Raw genomic sequence first — 14,752 nt, 5'->3', positions numbered from 1 at the left:
TTAATCGTTTAACCCATCGGGATGTGAGTATGCAGTTCCCTCGGTTGGGCCGTCAAGACAACGGATGCGCCGTAACCCCGCTGCAACCCGGGTGTGACCGGAGCGTGCCGACGCCGCACCGGGCCCCAACGATGCGAACGGGCCCGGAAACGCCGAACGCCCGCACCAGACCGAAGTCTGATGCGGGCGACGATTCAAGCTTCCCGGCGAACCGGAAGCCTGTACAAACAATGTGTCCGAGGGGGGACTTGAACCCCCACGCCCGATAAAGGGCACTAGCACCTCAAGCTAGCGCGTCTGCCATTCCGCCACCCGGACCGGGTGTTGTCTTCGCGGTCTGTTGCCCGCGTCGACATGTGTAACTGTAGCAAGGAACGGCACCAGGACCCAAAACCGTCCCTGGCGGGGGCCGTGCGGCTTGGATCCGGGGGAATGCCCTTGGGGTGGGGCGGGTCCTGGGGGAGGATGGCGGGACCGTGCCCGCAGGGCTCCGGCCGTTGGGTGCCGGGGTGGCGTGGAGGTGCGCCGGGTGGGCGAGACGACGAGGAGTGACCGTGAGCGAGGCGAAGGTGACGGCTGAGTCGGAGGTCGCCGAGATCTGTCGGGACCTGATCCGGATCGACACCAGTAACTACGGTGACGGGTCGGGTCCGGGGGAGCGCAAGGCGGCGGAGTACGTCGCGGAGCAGCTGGCGGAGTTCGGGCTGGAGCCGAAGATCTACGAGTCGGCCAAGGGCCGGGCCTCGACCGTGGTGCGGATCGAGGGCGAGGACCGTTCGCGGCCCGGGCTGCTGATCCACGGCCACACCGATGTGGTGCCGGCCAACGCGGCGGACTGGACGTACGACCCGTTCGGCGGCGAGATCGCGGACGGTTGTGTCTGGGGCCGCGGCGCGGTGGACATGAAGGACATGGACGCGATGACGCTGGCCGTCGTCCGCGACCGGCTGCGGACCGGGCGGAAGCCCCCGCGTGACCTGGTGCTGGCCTTCGTCGCGGACGAGGAGGCGGGCGGCACGTACGGTGCCCGCTACCTGGTGGACAAGCACCCGGAGCTGTTCGAGGGCGTCACCGAGGGGATCGGCGAGGTCGGCGGCTTCTCCTTCACCGTCAACGACCAGGTGCGGCTGTACCTGGTGGAGACGGCACAGAAGGGCATGCACTGGATGCGGCTCACCGTCGAGGGCCGGGCCGGCCACGGCTCGATGGCGAACGACGACAACGCGATCACCGAGCTGTGCGAGGCGGTGGCCCGGCTGGGGAAGCACACCTTCCCGCTCCGGATCACCAAGACGGTGCAGGCGTTCCTGAATGAGCTGTCGGACGCGCTGGGCGTGAAGCTCGACCCGAACGACATGGACGAGACGCTCCGGGTGCTCGGCGGCATCGCCAAGATGATCGGCACCACGCTGCGCAACACCGCCCAGCCGACCATGCTCGGCGCCGGCTACAAGGTGAACGTGATCCCCGGCCAGGCCACCGCGCACGTGGACGGCCGCTTCCTGCCCGGCCACGAGGAGGAGTTCCTGGCCGAGCTGGACAGTGTGCTCGGGCCCCGGGTGAAGCGGGAGAGCCTGCACTACGACAAGGCGCTGGAGACCGACTTCGACGGTGCGCTGGTGGAGGCGATGCAGTCGGCCCTGCAGGCCGAGGACCCGATCGCCCGGGCGGTGCCGTACTGCCTGTCCGGCGGCACGGACGCGAAGTCCTTCCAGGACCTGGGCATCCGGTGCTTCGGCTTCGCGCCGCTGCAGCTCCCGCCGGAGCTGGACTTCGCCGGGATGTTCCACGGCGTGGACGAGCGGGTGCCGGTGGACGGCCTGAAGTTCGGCGTGCGCGTGCTGGACCGGTTCATCGACGCCTGCTGAGTCGACGCCTGCTGATCCGCAGTCAGGAGGACGGCCCACCCCGGGGTTCCCCGGAGGTGGGCCGTCCGCTTGTCGGAGCTAATGACGAGCGGAACGGTGAAACGCCGAGTGCAGAAAGGATTCCTCCCGTAGTCAACTGGCCGACTGTGTGTACGAGTTGTCACCGCTGAGAGTGAATGGGTGATCCACTCCGTACCCCGTTCGGCCCAGCGTCGTTCACCCATATGCAGGCCGGAACAACGGCCTGTGGGACACAGGAATCGACCAGGAGGAATACCCATGAAGGTCAAGAAGATCGTCGCTGTCGCCGCCGCCACCGGTGGTCTGGTGCTCGCGGGTGCGGGTGCCGCGGCCGCCCACGGTGGCGCGGCCGCGAACGGTTTCGCGACCAACTCGCCCGGCGTGCTGTCCGGTAACAACGTGCAGGTTCCGGTGCACGTGCCGGTGAACCTCTGCGGCAACACCGTCAGCGTGATCGGCCTGCTGAACCCGGCGTTCGGCAACAACTGCGCCAACTTCTGAGCAGTCACCGGCCGTTCGGGCCGGGCTGACCGCTGAGAGAGTGAGACCGATGGACCCCTGGCAAAAACGCGCAGGGGTCCATCGGTCTTTCCGGGGAGTGGCGCCCGTCACTCGATGGGGTGAAAGCGCTCGTTCGGCTCAACCGTAGAACGCCCGGACTCGTTGTTCGGTGTACCGGGGAAGACCGCGTCAGGAATTCCGACAATCACAACTCATCATCAGGGGAGTACATGCGTCAGGTCGCAAAGAGGGGCATCCTCACCGCAGTCGCCACCGGCAGCGTGCTGGCCTCGGCGTCGGGCTACGCCTACGCGAGCTCGGACGCGCAGGGTGCGGTCGCCAACTCGCCCGGCGTCGGGTCCGGCAACAACATCCAGGCGCCGGTGGACATCCCCGTCAACGCCTGCGGCAACACGGTGAGTGTGGTCGGCCTGCTCAACCCCGCGATGGGCAACGACTGCGCCAACAGTTCGGGCCCGGGGAAGGGCGCCGAGACCCGGGGTGCCGAGGCCCACGGCAGTGCCGGCAACTCGCCGGGCGTGGCGTCCGGCAACAACATCCACGCCCCGGTCTCGGTGCCGATCAACGCCTGCGGCAACTCGGTCAACGTGGTCGGCGTCGGCAACCCCGCCTTCGGGAACGACTGCGGCAACGTCGCCACCCCGCCGCCGCCCGCCCAGGACGAGGACTGCCACCCCGGCACGCACAACCCGCCGCCGCCCGCGAGCACCCAGCCGCCCGGCACCACCCCGCCGGCGAGCGAGGGCACCGGCTCCGGTCACGGCGCGGGCCGAGGCGGCCTGCCCGGTGCGGACGAGATCGGCACCCCGGCGGCGGCCGTGGCCCCCGCCTCGTACACCGAGACCCCGCCGCCCGCCCCGGCCCCGGTGGCACCCGCCGCGGCGAGCCGGGCCCAGCTGGCGCAGACCGGCTCGGAGGGGCTGCAGCTGATCACCGCGGCCGGCGCGGCCCTGCTGATCGGCGGCGGCGTGCTGTACCGCCGCTCCCGGGTCGGCGTCTGAGACTCGGCGAGGGGTGGGCCCGGCCGGGCCCACCCCCACGGGTCACCAGCTGCGGACCTGCCGGATGATGCGGCGGCGCAGCAGGACCGTCCGACGGCCGTCCGGGAAGAGCTTGAGCCTGTCCAGCTCCCAGTGCCCGTACTCGGCGTGCTCGGTGAGCAGCTGCCGGGCCGCGTTGCGGCTGGTGCCGCGCGGGATGCTGAGCGACTGGTACTCGTACTCCGGCTGCCGAACCAGCTTGGGTGGGGTCAAGACTTTCCTCCTGCGGGACGCTTGCAGGCAAGGGTACGACCTGCCTGCGACAACCAGGGCCGGCTCGGCCCACCGGGGCCGCCTGCCGCGTCCGCCGAGCCTGGGCCGAGCGCGGCTGACAGTCAATCAGTTTTCGTACCACTGACGAGATACCCCGGCTCGGCGGTCGCGACGCGCCCGGTCGGGGAGGCGGACGGAGCGGTCCGGGCGCGGTACAGATCCGTCCGGACCGGACATCCGGGCGGAAGTTGCGGTGAATTCCCGGACGTAGACGACAACCCCTGTGCGTGTTGTGCCCGGGGGGAGATAGCGTCAGCACCATGTCTGATGCCGCGCAGCACTCCATCATCGACGTACGGGCCGCCGCCGAGGCGGTCAAGTCCGCCATCGACCGCCACCTGGCAGCGGTCTCCGGCCCCACCACAGCGGACGATCCCGCCGTGGCCGGCGCCTACGAGGAGCTCGCTGCGGCGGCCATCGCCTACGACCAGATCCTGTACGAGGTCTACGACGAGGTCACCCCGTTCGAGGTGCCCGGCGACGAGGGCTCGGGTGGCTACTCGGGCCCGGACCAGCCCGAGGCGATCAGCGTGCTGATCCGCCGCGACTACCTGGTGGCGGACCCGAAGCGGCTGCGCGAGCAGGCCGAGCGGGTGGACGGCTCGCTGACCCCGGGCGGCGATCCGGCGGGCGGCGCGGTGAACGCCGCGATCGGCGTGCTGTTCGGCGAGTACGAGCCGGACGAGATCGCGGCCCGCTGCGAGGAGTTCGGCCTGGAGGAGGGCGACTCGACGATCTGGGTGGCCGCCACCGAGCCGTCCGACCCGGGGGAGTGGCTGCCGGAGCCGTTCGACGGGGCCGACCCGCAGCTGCTGATCTGCCGGTTCGACGTCAGTGAGGTCTACGACGACGACCTGGACGCGCTCGACGAGGAGTAGCCGGTACGGCAGAGAGGGGCGGGGCCGTCGCGGCCCCGCCCCTCTCGCTGTCGTCCGGGTCGAGCGGTCAGTACGCCTGCTCGGCCTGCTCCGCCAGGATGGCCCGGAGTCGGGTGGTGCGCGGCTGTGCGGTGCGCTCGGCGACCGCCTGCGGCAGCGCCTGACCTGCCGCGTGCACCACCGACAGGTGACGCTCGGCCCGGCCGAAGGCGGTGTACACCCACTGCCTGGTCAGCCCGGCGGCCGCGTCCTCCGGCAGCACGGCGACCACGCCGGGCCAGCGCCGGCCGACCGCCTGATGGCCGGTCAGCGCCCAGCCGTGCCGCAGCCCGGCGGCCTGGGCGGGGGAGAGGGTGAGCCGGGAGCCGTCGGTCAGCTCCAGGTGCAGCCCGGCGGCGTCGCCGTCCAGCACCCGGCCGAGCCGGACCACGCCGGGGGCGGGGGAGTGCACCACCCGGTCGCCCGGGTCGAAGCCGCCGAACCGGCCGGGGCCGGGGTTGAGCCGGGCCTTGGCCGCCGCGTTCAGCGCCCTGGTGCCCGCACCACCGCCGTGCCCGGGCGTCAGCAGGACCACCTGCTCGGCGGGGATGCCGAGCGCGCGCGGGATGGAGTCGGTGAGCAGCTGCACCGCGCGGTGCACCGCCTCGGCGCCGTCCTTGGCGGTGAGGATCACCACCTCCTTGTCCGGCGCCTCGACCGGCTGCAGCTCGCCGACCCCGATGCCGGAGACCAGCTCGCCGATCGGGCCGAAGTCGGGCGTCCGGGACGCCACGGCGGGGCAGACCTTGGCCGCCAGCAGGTCGGCGAAGAACCGGCCCGCCCCGGCGGACCAGAGCTGCCCCGGGTCGCCGCTGAGCACCAGCCGGGTGCCGTCGGCGAGCGCCTCCAGCAGGGTGGCGGCGAGCTCGACGTCGAGCAGCGGGGCGTCCAGCACGATCAGCAGGTCGAGCGCGAGCGAGCCGTCGGGGGCCCGGCCTGGACCGGCCGCACCGGCCAACAGCTCGGCCAGGACGGCCACTTCGGAGGCGTCGGTGGCGGCCCGGAGGCTGTCCCGGCCCTCCGCCGTCCAGGTCACGGCCCAGGCGCGCAGCCCGAGCCCCCGGGCGGCGCTGAGCAGCGCGGCGGGCTCCGCGCGGGCGGCCTCGCCGCCGGTGTGCAGCACCACGGCACTCTCGGCCACCGCCCGGACCAGCGCGGTCGCGGAGGAGGACGGCGCAGCGACGGCGGCCGCCTCCCAGGCGGCCGGGCCGGGCTGGGCGGGGTGGCCGCTCTCGTCGCTTTCGGAAGCCCCAGCCTCGGAAGCCTCGCCTTCAGAAGCCTCAGCCTCTGAGGTCTCGGCCTCGTCGTCCGTGCCCGGGACGAAGGTGGACATCACCCGGACCAGGCCGTCGGCGAGGCTCTCCTCCGCCAGCGCCAGCCGTTCGAGGGCGAGCAGCGTCCGCATCGGGGGCTCGTCCTCCTCGTCGTCCGAGGGGCGGTGGCCGGGGAGCTCCTCCTGAAAGGCCATCACCCGGCCGTCCACCACGACCTCCTGGAGCGCGGCGGCGGCGTCCGGCAGCCCGAGCTTCTCCAGCCCGGCCGCCACCTCGCCGATCTCCATCGCGGAGTGCCCGCGCAGCGCGGCCTGCTCCAGCACCCACGGCACCAGGGCCTGCGCCCGCCGCGGGTCGCCGGGCCCGGCCTCGGCGCCGAGCAGGCCCCGGGCGAAGCCGTCCGCCTGGTCGGGCCGGACACCGGGCAGCGCCAGCACGGCCCACGGGTCCTCGCGGAGGGCGGCGGCGGCGCCGTCACCGAGCAGGGCCACCGCGGCACCGGCGAACTCGGCCGGCGCACCACCGGCGGTGAGCACCTCGGCGGTGTCGCGCAGCGCCTGCTCGCGCTGCCCGTCCACGGCGGCCGCGGCGGGGGCGGCGGCACCGGCCGTACGGATCGCCTCGGCCAACGCGGCCACCGCGTCCGGCTGTTGAGTCGGAGTCACGACCTCGGGGGCCTGCTCCGCCGCGTCCTGAGCCGGAGTCACGACCTCCGGAGCGCCCTCGGCCACGTTCTGTACTTCCTCCACGTCGCCCATCACTTCGCTCCTACAGCTCCGTCCAGCCTTGGTCCGGGTAGCGGTGCACCGGGGCCGAAACGTCGTCCAGCGCACCGCGGATCTCATCCGGAAGCGTAAGCGTCTCCACCGACAGCGCCGACCGCAGCTGACCGGCCGTCCGGGCCCCGATCAGCGCGCTCGCCACCCCGGGCCGGTCCCGTACCCAGGACAGCGCGACCGCGAGCGGGCTGCTGGCCAGTCCGTCGGCGGCGGTGGCGAGGGCGTCCACGATCCGCCGGGACCGGTCGCCGAGGTACGGCTGCACGAAGCCGGAGAGGTACGGCGAGGCGCCGCGCGACTCGGGCGGTACGGCGTGCCGGTACTTGCCGGTGAGCACGCCCCGGCCGAGCGGCGAGGAGGCGATCAGGCCGACCCCGGCGTCGAGGGCGGCGGGCACCACCTCGCGTTCGATGCCGCGCTGGAGCAGCGAGTACTCCATCTGCGTCCCGGCCAGCGGCACCCGCCCGGGGTGGGCGCGCTGCCAGGCGGCGGCCTTGGCGAGCTGCCAGCCCGAGTAGTTGGAGACGCCGACGTACCGGGCCCGGCCGCTGGCCACCGCCAGGTCGAGCGCGTACAGGGTCTCCTCGTCGGGGGTGGCCGGGTCGAAGGCGTGCACCTGCCAGAGGTCCACGTAGTCGGTGCCGAGCCGACGCAGCGAGGCGTCCAGGGCGGAGAGCAGGCTGCCACGCGAGGTGTCGAAGCGGCGGTCGGAGTCCGGGACGCTGCCCGCCTTGGTGGCGATGACCAGTTCGGAGCGGGGGATCAGACTGTCCGTCAGCCGGGAGATCAGGTACTCCGCGCCACCGTCGGCGTAGACGTCGGCGGTGTCCAGCAGGGTGCCGCCCGCGTCGACGAAGGTCTTGAGCTGTTCGGCGGCGTCGTGCTCGTCGGTGTCCCGTCCCCAGGTCATGGTGCCGAGGCCGAGTCTGGAGACCCGCAGCCCGGTCCGTCCCAGGTGACGCTTCTCCATCGGGCAGAACCTCCGTCGGCCGGCAGACACGCAGGTGAGGGAGGTCCCTCCCCTTGTCGGCAGAGCGTAGCGGCCCGGGCCCGGCGCGCCACGCCGACCCGCAGGGCGCTCGCCCGGGCCGCCCCGAGGGTGTGACGCGGCACACACCTACCGGCCGGTAGCATGGCCGCGCAGCCACCGATACGCTCCCGAACGAGCGGCGACCATGCGTGCGGTGACCCCCGTGCGGGGACCACCCGTACGGTGACCACGACCCGGAAGGCTTCACATGCGACTCGGCATCAACCTCGGCTACTGGGGACTCGGCATGGACGCCGACAACGTCGCCGTCGCGCAGGAGGCCGACCGGCTCGGCTACTCGGTCTGCTGGGCAGCCGAGGCGTACGGCTCCGACGCCGCGACCGTGCTCGCGTACGTCGCCGCCAAGACCGAGCGGATCGACGTCGGTTCGGCCATCTTCCAGATCCCGGCCCGCACCCCGGCGATGACCGCGATGACCGCCGCCACCCTGGACACCCTCTCCGGCGGCCGGTTCCGGCTCGGCCTCGGCGTCTCCGGGCCGCAGGTCTCCGAGGGCTGGTACGGCGTCAAGTTCGACAAGCCGCTGGCCCGCACCCGCGAGTACGTGGAGATCATCCGCAAGGCGATGTCCCGCGAGCGCCTGGTGCACGAGGGCGCGCACTGGACGCTGCCGCTGCCGGGCGGCCCGGGCAAGCCGATCAAGCTGACGGTGCATCCGGTCCGTGAGCACATCCCGCTCTACATCGCCGCGATCGGCCCGAAGAACCTGGAGCAGACCGGCGAGATCGCCGACGGCTGGCTCGGCATCTTCTTCGCGCCCGAGCACGCCGCGCTCTCCATCGACCCGCTCCGGGCCGGCCGGGCCAAGACCGGGCAGACCCTGGACGGCTTCGACCTCTGCCCGACCGTCACCATCTCGGTCGGCGAGGACGTCAAGGCCGCCGCCGACACCCAGCGGTCGTACGCCGCGCTGTACATCGGCGGGATGGGCAGCAAGGACAAGAACTTCTACAACCAGCTCGCCCGCCGGATGGGCTACGAGCAGGCCGCCGACGAGATCCAGGAGAAGTACCTCGCCAGGGACTACGCGGGCGCCGCCGCCGCCGTCCCGCACGACCTGATCGACTCCACCGCGCTGCTCGGCACCACCGAGCGGATCGCCGACCGGATGCAGGCCTACGCCGACGCGGGCGTCACCACGCTGACGCTCGCCCCGGCCGGCTTCACCCTGGACGAGCGGATCACCGCGCTGCGCACCGGCGTCGCGGCGCTGGAGCGGGCCGGGCTGGCCTAAGTTCTCGGGTGCAGCGGCAGGTGGGTCAGAGCCAGCCGCTGCGCTTGAAGACCCGGTGCAGGATCAGACAGAGCGTCACCATCAGGCCGACCGCCGCCGGATAGCCCCAGGGCTGGCGCAGCTCCGGCATGTCCTCGAAGTTCATCCCGTACACGCCCGCGATCATCGTCGGTACGGCGGCCAGCGCCGCCCAGGCCGAGATCTTCCGCATGTCGTTGTTCTGCTGCACGCTCACCTGGGCGAGGTTGGCGTTCAGGATGTCCGAGAGCAGCCGGTCCAGCGCCTCCACCTGCTCGTTCACCCGGGTCAGGTGGTCGGCCACGTCACGCAGGTAGGGGCGGAGCTTCTCCGGCAGCTCCGGGACGGAGCTGGTGGCCATCCGGAACAGCGGTTCCTGCAGCGGCCCGGTGCACTTGCGGACCGCCGTCACCTGGCGCTTGAAGGCGTAGATCCGCTCCGCCAGTCCGCGCGCCGGGCGCCCCGGGGCGAACACCTCCGCCTCCAGGTCGTCCAGGTCGGCCTGGAGCGCCGCGGCCACCTCCAGGTACTGGTCCACCACCAGGTCGGCGACCGCGTACAGCACCGCGGCCGGGCCCTGGGCGAGCAGTTCCGGCTGCTTCTCCATGGAGGCCCGCAGCCCGGCCAGCGGGCGCTCGGTACCGTGCCGGACCGTCATCACGTAGCTATCGCCGAGGAACAGCATCAGCTCGCCGGTGCTGACCACGTGCCCATCGGCCCGGTAGTCGAGGGTCTTGAGCACCACGAACAGCGAGTCGGGGTAGCGCTCCACCTTGGGCCGCTGGTGCGCCGACACGGCACCCTCGACGGCCAGCGGGTGCAGCCCGAACTCCTCGCTGACCAGGTTGAGTTCCGCGGTGGTCGGCTCGACCGCACCGAGCCAGACGAAGGCGTCGCCCTCCTGGCGGGCAACCGCCAGGGCGTCCGAGTAGTCCTCGGGGCCCTCGGTGCGATGGCCGCCGCGGTATATGGCGCTGTCGACGATCATGCGGTCCATTCTGCTGCTCGACGACCTGAAAGGGCACCATATCGGGCGGCTGGATCGGGTGAAGGTCGTACGCTGGCCCCATGCCGACCCTGTTGCTCGTCCGCCATGGCCGTTCCACCGCCAACACGGCCGGGGTGCTCGCCGGTTGGACACCGGACGTCCACCTCGACGACACCGGCCGGGCCCAGGCGGCCGGTCTGGCCGAACGGCTGGCGGGCATCCCGCTGGTGCAGGCGGTGAGCAGCCCGCTGGAGCGCTGCGCCGAGACGCTGGCGCCGCTGCTGGCGGCCCGGCCGGAGCTCGGTCCGGCGGCGAGCGACGAGCGGCTCGGCGAGTGCCACTACGGGGACTGGACCGGCCGGCCGCTGGCCGAGCTGGCCACCGAGCCGCTCTGGCGGACCGTGCAGGACCACGCTGCGGCCGCCGCCTTCCCGGGCGGCGAGTCGCTGCGGGAGCTGAGCCACCGGACGGTCACCGCCGTCCGGGAGTGGAACGAGAAGATCGCCGTCGAGCACGGCTCGGACGCGGTCTGGGTGGCCTGCTCGCACGGAGACGTGATCAAGGCGGTGGTGGCCGACGCGCTCGGCCTGCACCTGGACCACTTCCAGCGGATCTCGGTCGAGCCCTGCTCGGTGACCGCGATCCGCTACACCCCGCACCGGCCGTTCGTGCTGCGGGTCGGCGACACCGGCAGCCTGGCCTCGCTGGCGCCCCGGCCGTCCCCGGCGACGGCGACGGCCGAGGGCGACGCGGTGGTCGGCGGCGACACCGGCGCCCACTGACGGCCACGGGCAGCAGCCGCCTTCTCGGTGGTTGCCCGAGCACCAGGACCATGCCCCAACTGGGCCGCACAGGCCGTAGGGTGGCCGGTGAGACCACGATCGATCAGAACCCGGAGCGAGAGAGTGCCCCGTCAGGTCCACTTCTATGACCAGCCCGAGCGGTTCGTCGCCGGCACCGTCGGCCAGCCCGGTGCCCGGGCGTTCTTCCTGCAGGCCAGCGCGCGTGGCCGGATCACCTCGGTACTGCTGGAGAAGGCCCAGGTGGCGGCCCTCGCCGAGCGGGTCGAACAGGTGCTGGACGAGGCGATCCGGCGCAGCGACGGCGAGGCGGACATCCCGGCCGTGGCGCCGGCCGAGCTGATCGACACCGCGCCTCTCGACCTCCCGCTGGAGGAGGAGTTCCGGGTCGGCACGATGGCCCTGGCCTGGGACGGCACCGACGAGTGCCTGGTGGTCGAGGCCCAGGCGGTGACCGAGGCCGAGGAGGAGGGCGAGGAGGACACCGCCGCCTTCGAGGACGACGAGAACGGGCCCGACCTGCTCCGGGTACGGCTCAGCGGCGCGATGGCCCGGGTCTTCGCCAAGCGGGCCCTCGACCTGGTCGCGGCCGGCCGCAAGCCCTGCCCGTTCTGCAACCTGCCGCTCGACCCGGAGGGCCACCTCTGCCCCCGCGCGAACGGGTACCGGCGCTGAACGCGGAGACCGTACCGGTGGCGGACCCGGCGGCGAGCGCCGCGCTGGCCGCCGATCCGGCGACCGCGCTGGAGCTGCTGCGCGGCGGCGAACTGGCCGTGCACGGCCGGATCACCACCGCCTCCAACGGCGTGCTCTACTGCACCGTCACGCTGGACGGCCGGACGGCGCCGTGCGTCTACAAGCCGGTGGCCGGCGAGCGCCCGCTCTGGGACTACCCCGACGGCACGCTGGCCGGCCGCGAGGTCGCCTCGTACCTGGTGTCGGCCGCCACCGGCTGGGCGCTGATCCCGCCCACCGTGCTCCGGGACGGCCCGCACGGCCCCGGCATGGTGCAGCTCTGGGTGGAGCCGGACGAGGGCGCCGAGGCCCTGATCGACCTGCAGGACCCGGCCGGTCCCGAGCCGGGCTGGCTGCCGATCGTCCAAGCCGACGTCGGCGGTGGCCGCACCGCGCTGCTGGTGCACCGGGACGACGACCGGCTGCGCCGGCTGGCGGTACTCGACGCGGTGCTGAACAACTCGGACCGCAAGGGCGGCCACTGGATCGCCGCCGCGGACGGCCGGCTCTACGGGATCGACCACGGCGTCACCTTCGCGGAGCCCGCCAAGCTCCGTACGCTGCTCTGGGGTTGGGCCGGTGAACCGCTGCCGGCCGAGGCACTCGAAGTGCTCGCCGCACTGGCCGAGGACCTCGGGGGCGTGCTGGGGGAGACCCTGCGCCCCCATCTCACCCCCGCCGAGCTGGCCGCCGTCCGGGCCCGGGTCGGCGAGCTCCACCGGACGGGCCGGCACCCGCTGCCCGCTCCTGACTGGCCGTCGATTCCCTGGCCACCGGTCTGAGCATCGGTCCGGGGCCGATGTGATCGGGAGTGGTCGGAAACTCATTCCAGCCGATCTCGGCTACTGGTTAGCCTTTCAAATGATCGCAAGGTTAGAGTCGGAGCCATGCATTCCTGGCCCGCCTCCGAGGTACCCGCCCTGCCTGGTCAGGGGCTTCCCCTCCGAATCCACGACACCGCCACGGGCAGCGTCCGGGAGGTCGTGCCGCAGGGCCCGACCGCCCGCCTGTACGTCTGCGGGATCACCCCCTACGACGCCACCCACCTGGGTCACGCCGCCACCTACAACGCCTTCGACCTGGTGCAGCGGGTCTGGAAGGACGCCGGTCACGACGTCCTGTACGTGCAGAACGTGACCGACGTGGACGACCCGCTGCTCGAGCGCGCGGTGGCCACCGGTCAGGACTGGACGGTGCTGGCCGAGCGCGAGACCGCGCTGTTCCGGGAGGACATGACCGCGCTGCGGATGCTGCCCCCGGCGCACTACATCGGCGCCGTCGAGTCGATCCCGTGGATCGTCCCGCTGGTGAAGAAGCTGCTGGCCAGCGGTGCCGCCTACGAGCTGGATGGCGACATCTACTTCTCGGTCGAGTCCGACCCGCACTTCGGCGAGGTCTCCGGGCTGACCCGGGAGGAGATGCTGCCGGTCTTCGGCGAGCGCGGCGGCGACCCCGACCGGCCCGGCAAGAAGCACCCGCTGGACGCCCTGCTCTGGCTCTCCGCCCGCCCGAACGAGCCCGCCTGGGACACCGAGCTCGGCCATGGCCGGCCCGGCTGGCACATCGAGTGCGTGGCGATCGCGCTGGAGTACCTGGGCATGGAGTTCGACATCCAGGGCGGCGGCAGCGACCTGTCCTTCCCGCACCACGAGATGGGCGCCGCGCACGCCCAGGTGGCCAGCGGCAGCCACCCGTACGCACGGACCTACGTGCACGCCGGGATGGTCGCGCTGGACGGTCAGAAGATGTCCAAGTCGCGCGGCAACCTGGTCTTCGTCTCGGCGCTGCGCCGGGACGGCGTGGACCCGGCCGCGATCCGGCTGGCCCTGCTCGACCACCACTACCGCAGCGACTGGGAGTGGACCAAGGTCGACCTGGACCGGGCGCTGGAGCGGCTGGACCGCTGGCGCGCGGCCGTCTCCCGCCCTGACGGTCCGTCGGCGGACGCCGTGCTGACCGAGGTCCGGGCCGCGCTGGCGAACGACCTGGACGCCCCCGCCGCGCTCGCCGCGGTGGACCGCTGGGCCGAGCGGCAGGCGGCCGAGGGCGGCACCGACATCGGTGCGCCCGGCCTGGTCTCGCGCACGGTCGACGCCCTGCTGGGTGTCGCGCTGTAAGCAGCTGCGAAAGGGTGAAGGGGCGTCAGCACTCGCTGACGCCCCTTCACCCTTTCGTGCCCCTGCTAGCTCTCCGGTTCGTCCGGCGGGTTGTCGGTCCGCGGTTCCGGGTCGGCCGGCCGTTCGGCGGTGTCGGCGGGCCGTTCGGCGGTGGCGTGGCCGGAGACCGGCTTCTCGCCCGTCGGCCCCAGGTTGTCCCGACGGCGGAGGTAGCGCTCGAACTCGCGGGCGATCGCGTCGCCGGACGCCTCCGGCAGCTCGGCGGTGTCCTGCGCCTCCTCCAGCTGCTGGACGTACTCGGCGACCTCGCTGTCCTCGGCGGCCAGCTGGTCCACCCCGATCTGCCAGGCCCGGGCGTCCTCGGTCAGCTCGCCCGGCGGGATGCGCAGGTCGAGCAGGTCCTCCAGCTTGTTGATCAGCGCCAGTGAGGCCTTCGGGTTCGGCGGCTGGGCCACGTAATGCGGCACGGCCGCCCAGAGCGTCACGGCCGGCACCCCGGCGTGCGCGCACGCCTCCTGGAGCACCCCGACGATCCCGGTCGGGCCCTCGTACCGGCTCTCCTCCAGGTCGAGCGTTCTGGCCAGGTCGGCGTCCGAGGTGACCCCGCTGACCGGCACCGGCCTGCTGTGCGGGGCGTCGCCCAGCAGGGCGCCCAGGATGACCACCAGCTCGACGCCCAACTCATGGGCGAAGCCGAGCAGTTCGTTGCAGTACGAGCGCCAGCGCATGCTCGGCTCGATGCCCCGGACCAGCACCAGGTCACGCGGCTTCGGCTCGGTCACCCGGACCACCGACAGCCGGGTGGTCGGCCAGGTGATCCGGCGCACCCCGCCGTCCAGCCAGACCGTGGGCCGGTTGACCTGGAAGTCGTAGTAGTCCTCGGCGTCGAGGGCGGCGAACACCTTGCCGCCCCAGGTCTCGTCCAGATGCCCCACAGCCGCCGAGGCGGCGTCCCCCGCGTCGTTCCAGCCCTCGAACGCGCAGACCATCACCGGGTCGATCAACTCGGGAACATCTTCCAGCTCGATCACCCAGCGTCTCCCTCCGGACCTGACTCCGCATGGAACGGTCCGTTCCATGGTCCCTACCTGCCCAGCCTACGAGCTTTGATGCCT

General features: G+C 72.6%; 14 protein-coding genes and 1 tRNA gene. 9 read left to right on the top strand and 6 right to left on the bottom strand.

Features of this window, described 5'->3' with window-relative positions; genetic code table 11:
• Positions 1 to 233: 233 nt before the first annotated feature.
• Positions 234 to 318: transfer RNA gene (locus tag F4556_RS05180), tRNA-Leu, on the bottom strand.
• 230 nt (positions 319 to 548) lie between these two features.
• On the opposite strand from F4556_RS05180, the gene F4556_RS05175 reads away from it, so the two are divergent.
• The 3 genes from F4556_RS05175 (at position 549) to F4556_RS05165 (ending at position 3,412) form a co-directional block, all read left to right on the top strand.
• The gene (locus tag F4556_RS05175; RefSeq protein WP_376775656.1) at positions 549 to 1,868 is read left to right on the top strand and encodes a M20/M25/M40 family metallo-hydrolase; all 1,320 of its coding nucleotides are present in this window, start codon (positions 549 to 551) and stop codon (positions 1,866 to 1,868) included.
• A 279-nt stretch (positions 1,869 to 2,147) separates the two neighbouring features.
• Positions 2,148 to 2,390 (top strand): chaplin, encoded by a 243-nt coding sequence (locus F4556_RS05170; RefSeq protein ID WP_057234560.1) that lies wholly within the window; start codon positions 2,148 to 2,150, stop codon positions 2,388 to 2,390.
• A gap of 230 nt (positions 2,391 to 2,620) precedes the next feature.
• Positions 2,621 to 3,412, top strand: a complete 792-nt coding sequence (locus tag F4556_RS05165) for a chaplin family protein (RefSeq protein WP_184911971.1) — start codon at positions 2,621 to 2,623, stop codon at positions 3,410 to 3,412.
• Between the two features lie 42 nt (positions 3,413 to 3,454).
• Here the strand turns inward: F4556_RS05165 and F4556_RS05160 are convergent, their stop codons facing one another.
• The gene (locus F4556_RS05160) at positions 3,455 to 3,664 is read right to left on the bottom strand and encodes a DUF5703 family protein (RefSeq protein WP_376775655.1); all 210 of its coding nucleotides are present in this window, start codon (positions 3,662 to 3,664) and stop codon (positions 3,455 to 3,457) included.
• A gap of 320 nt (positions 3,665 to 3,984) precedes the next feature.
• On the opposite strand from F4556_RS05160, the gene F4556_RS05155 reads away from it, so the two are divergent.
• The gene (locus F4556_RS05155) at positions 3,985 to 4,602 is read left to right on the top strand and encodes a hypothetical protein (RefSeq protein WP_184911969.1); all 618 of its coding nucleotides are present in this window, start codon (positions 3,985 to 3,987) and stop codon (positions 4,600 to 4,602) included.
• 67 nt (positions 4,603 to 4,669) lie between these two features.
• On the opposite strand, the gene F4556_RS05150 is transcribed toward F4556_RS05155, so the two are convergent.
• Together F4556_RS05150 and F4556_RS05145 are read right to left on the bottom strand one after the other, a co-directional pair.
• On the bottom strand, positions 4,670 to 6,673 hold the full coding sequence (locus F4556_RS05150) for a helix-hairpin-helix domain-containing protein (RefSeq protein ID WP_246510969.1): 2,004 nt from the start codon (positions 6,671 to 6,673) through the stop codon (positions 4,670 to 4,672).
• 10 nt (positions 6,674 to 6,683) lie between these two features.
• Positions 6,684 to 7,664 (bottom strand): aldo/keto reductase, encoded by a 981-nt coding sequence (locus tag F4556_RS05145; RefSeq protein WP_184911965.1) that lies wholly within the window; start codon positions 7,662 to 7,664, stop codon positions 6,684 to 6,686.
• Between the two features lie 268 nt (positions 7,665 to 7,932).
• Here F4556_RS05145 and F4556_RS05140 point away from each other — a divergent pair, with 268 nt between their 5' ends.
• Entirely contained in the window at positions 7,933 to 8,979 is a 1,047-nt protein-coding gene (locus F4556_RS05140) for an LLM class F420-dependent oxidoreductase (RefSeq protein ID WP_184911964.1), read from the top strand.
• 25 nt (positions 8,980 to 9,004) lie between these two features.
• Here the strand turns inward: F4556_RS05140 and F4556_RS05135 are convergent, their stop codons facing one another.
• Positions 9,005 to 9,994, bottom strand: a complete 990-nt coding sequence (locus F4556_RS05135; protein WP_184911962.1) for a magnesium and cobalt transport protein CorA — start codon at positions 9,992 to 9,994, stop codon at positions 9,005 to 9,007.
• A 71-nt stretch (positions 9,995 to 10,065) separates the two neighbouring features.
• Between F4556_RS05135 and F4556_RS05130 the strand changes: the two genes are divergently transcribed.
• The 4 genes from F4556_RS05130 (at position 10,066) to mshC (ending at position 13,637) form a co-directional block, all read left to right on the top strand.
• On the top strand, positions 10,066 to 10,767 hold the full coding sequence (locus F4556_RS05130) for a histidine phosphatase family protein (RefSeq protein ID WP_184911960.1): 702 nt from the start codon (positions 10,066 to 10,068) through the stop codon (positions 10,765 to 10,767).
• A 123-nt stretch (positions 10,768 to 10,890) separates the two neighbouring features.
• Positions 10,891 to 11,460, top strand: coding sequence for an Rv2134c family protein (locus F4556_RS05125; protein ID WP_184911959.1), 570 nt, complete (start codon positions 10,891 to 10,893; stop codon positions 11,458 to 11,460).
• A gap of 17 nt (positions 11,461 to 11,477) precedes the next feature.
• The gene (locus F4556_RS05120; protein WP_313068161.1) at positions 11,478 to 12,302 is read left to right on the top strand and encodes an Rv2133c family protein; all 825 of its coding nucleotides are present in this window, start codon (positions 11,478 to 11,480) and stop codon (positions 12,300 to 12,302) included.
• Between the two features lie 105 nt (positions 12,303 to 12,407).
• Positions 12,408 to 13,637: a cysteine--1-D-myo-inosityl 2-amino-2-deoxy-alpha-D-glucopyranoside ligase gene (gene mshC / locus F4556_RS05115; protein ID WP_184911957.1), complete on the top strand. Its 1,230-nt coding sequence runs from the start codon at positions 12,408 to 12,410 to the stop codon at positions 13,635 to 13,637.
• Between the two features lie 65 nt (positions 13,638 to 13,702).
• Here the strand turns inward: mshC and F4556_RS05110 are convergent, their stop codons facing one another.
• The gene (locus F4556_RS05110; RefSeq protein ID WP_313068160.1) at positions 13,703 to 14,668 is read right to left on the bottom strand and encodes a PAC2 family protein; all 966 of its coding nucleotides are present in this window, start codon (positions 14,666 to 14,668) and stop codon (positions 13,703 to 13,705) included.
• Between the last annotated feature and the right edge of the window lie 84 nt (positions 14,669 to 14,752).

Source organism: Kitasatospora gansuensis (assembly GCF_014203705.1).
GTDB lineage: Bacteria > Actinomycetota > Actinomycetes > Streptomycetales > Streptomycetaceae > Kitasatospora > Kitasatospora gansuensis.
This window is presented reverse-complemented; position numbering and strand designations above follow the sequence as displayed.

Coding starts and splice junctions, on each gene's coding strand:
- F4556_RS05170 (WP_057234560.1), top strand. CDS start 2,148: ATGAAGGTCAAGAAGATCGTCGCTGTCGCCGCCGCCACCGGTGGTCTG.
- F4556_RS05165 (WP_184911971.1), top strand. CDS start 2,621: ATGCGTCAGGTCGCAAAGAGGGGCATCCTCACCGCAGTCGCCACCGGC.
- F4556_RS05155 (WP_184911969.1), top strand. CDS start 3,985: ATGTCTGATGCCGCGCAGCACTCCATCATCGACGTACGGGCCGCCGCC.
- F4556_RS05150 (WP_246510969.1), bottom strand. CDS start 6,673: ATGGGCGACGTGGAGGAAGTACAGAACGTGGCCGAGGGCGCTCCGGAG.
- F4556_RS05145 (WP_184911965.1), bottom strand. CDS start 7,664: ATGGAGAAGCGTCACCTGGGACGGACCGGGCTGCGGGTCTCCAGACTC.
- F4556_RS05140 (WP_184911964.1), top strand. CDS start 7,933: ATGCGACTCGGCATCAACCTCGGCTACTGGGGACTCGGCATGGACGCC.
- F4556_RS05135 (WP_184911962.1), bottom strand. CDS start 9,994: ATGGACCGCATGATCGTCGACAGCGCCATATACCGCGGCGGCCATCGC.
- F4556_RS05130 (WP_184911960.1), top strand. CDS start 10,066: ATGCCGACCCTGTTGCTCGTCCGCCATGGCCGTTCCACCGCCAACACG.
- mshC (WP_184911957.1), top strand. CDS start 12,408: ATGCATTCCTGGCCCGCCTCCGAGGTACCCGCCCTGCCTGGTCAGGGG.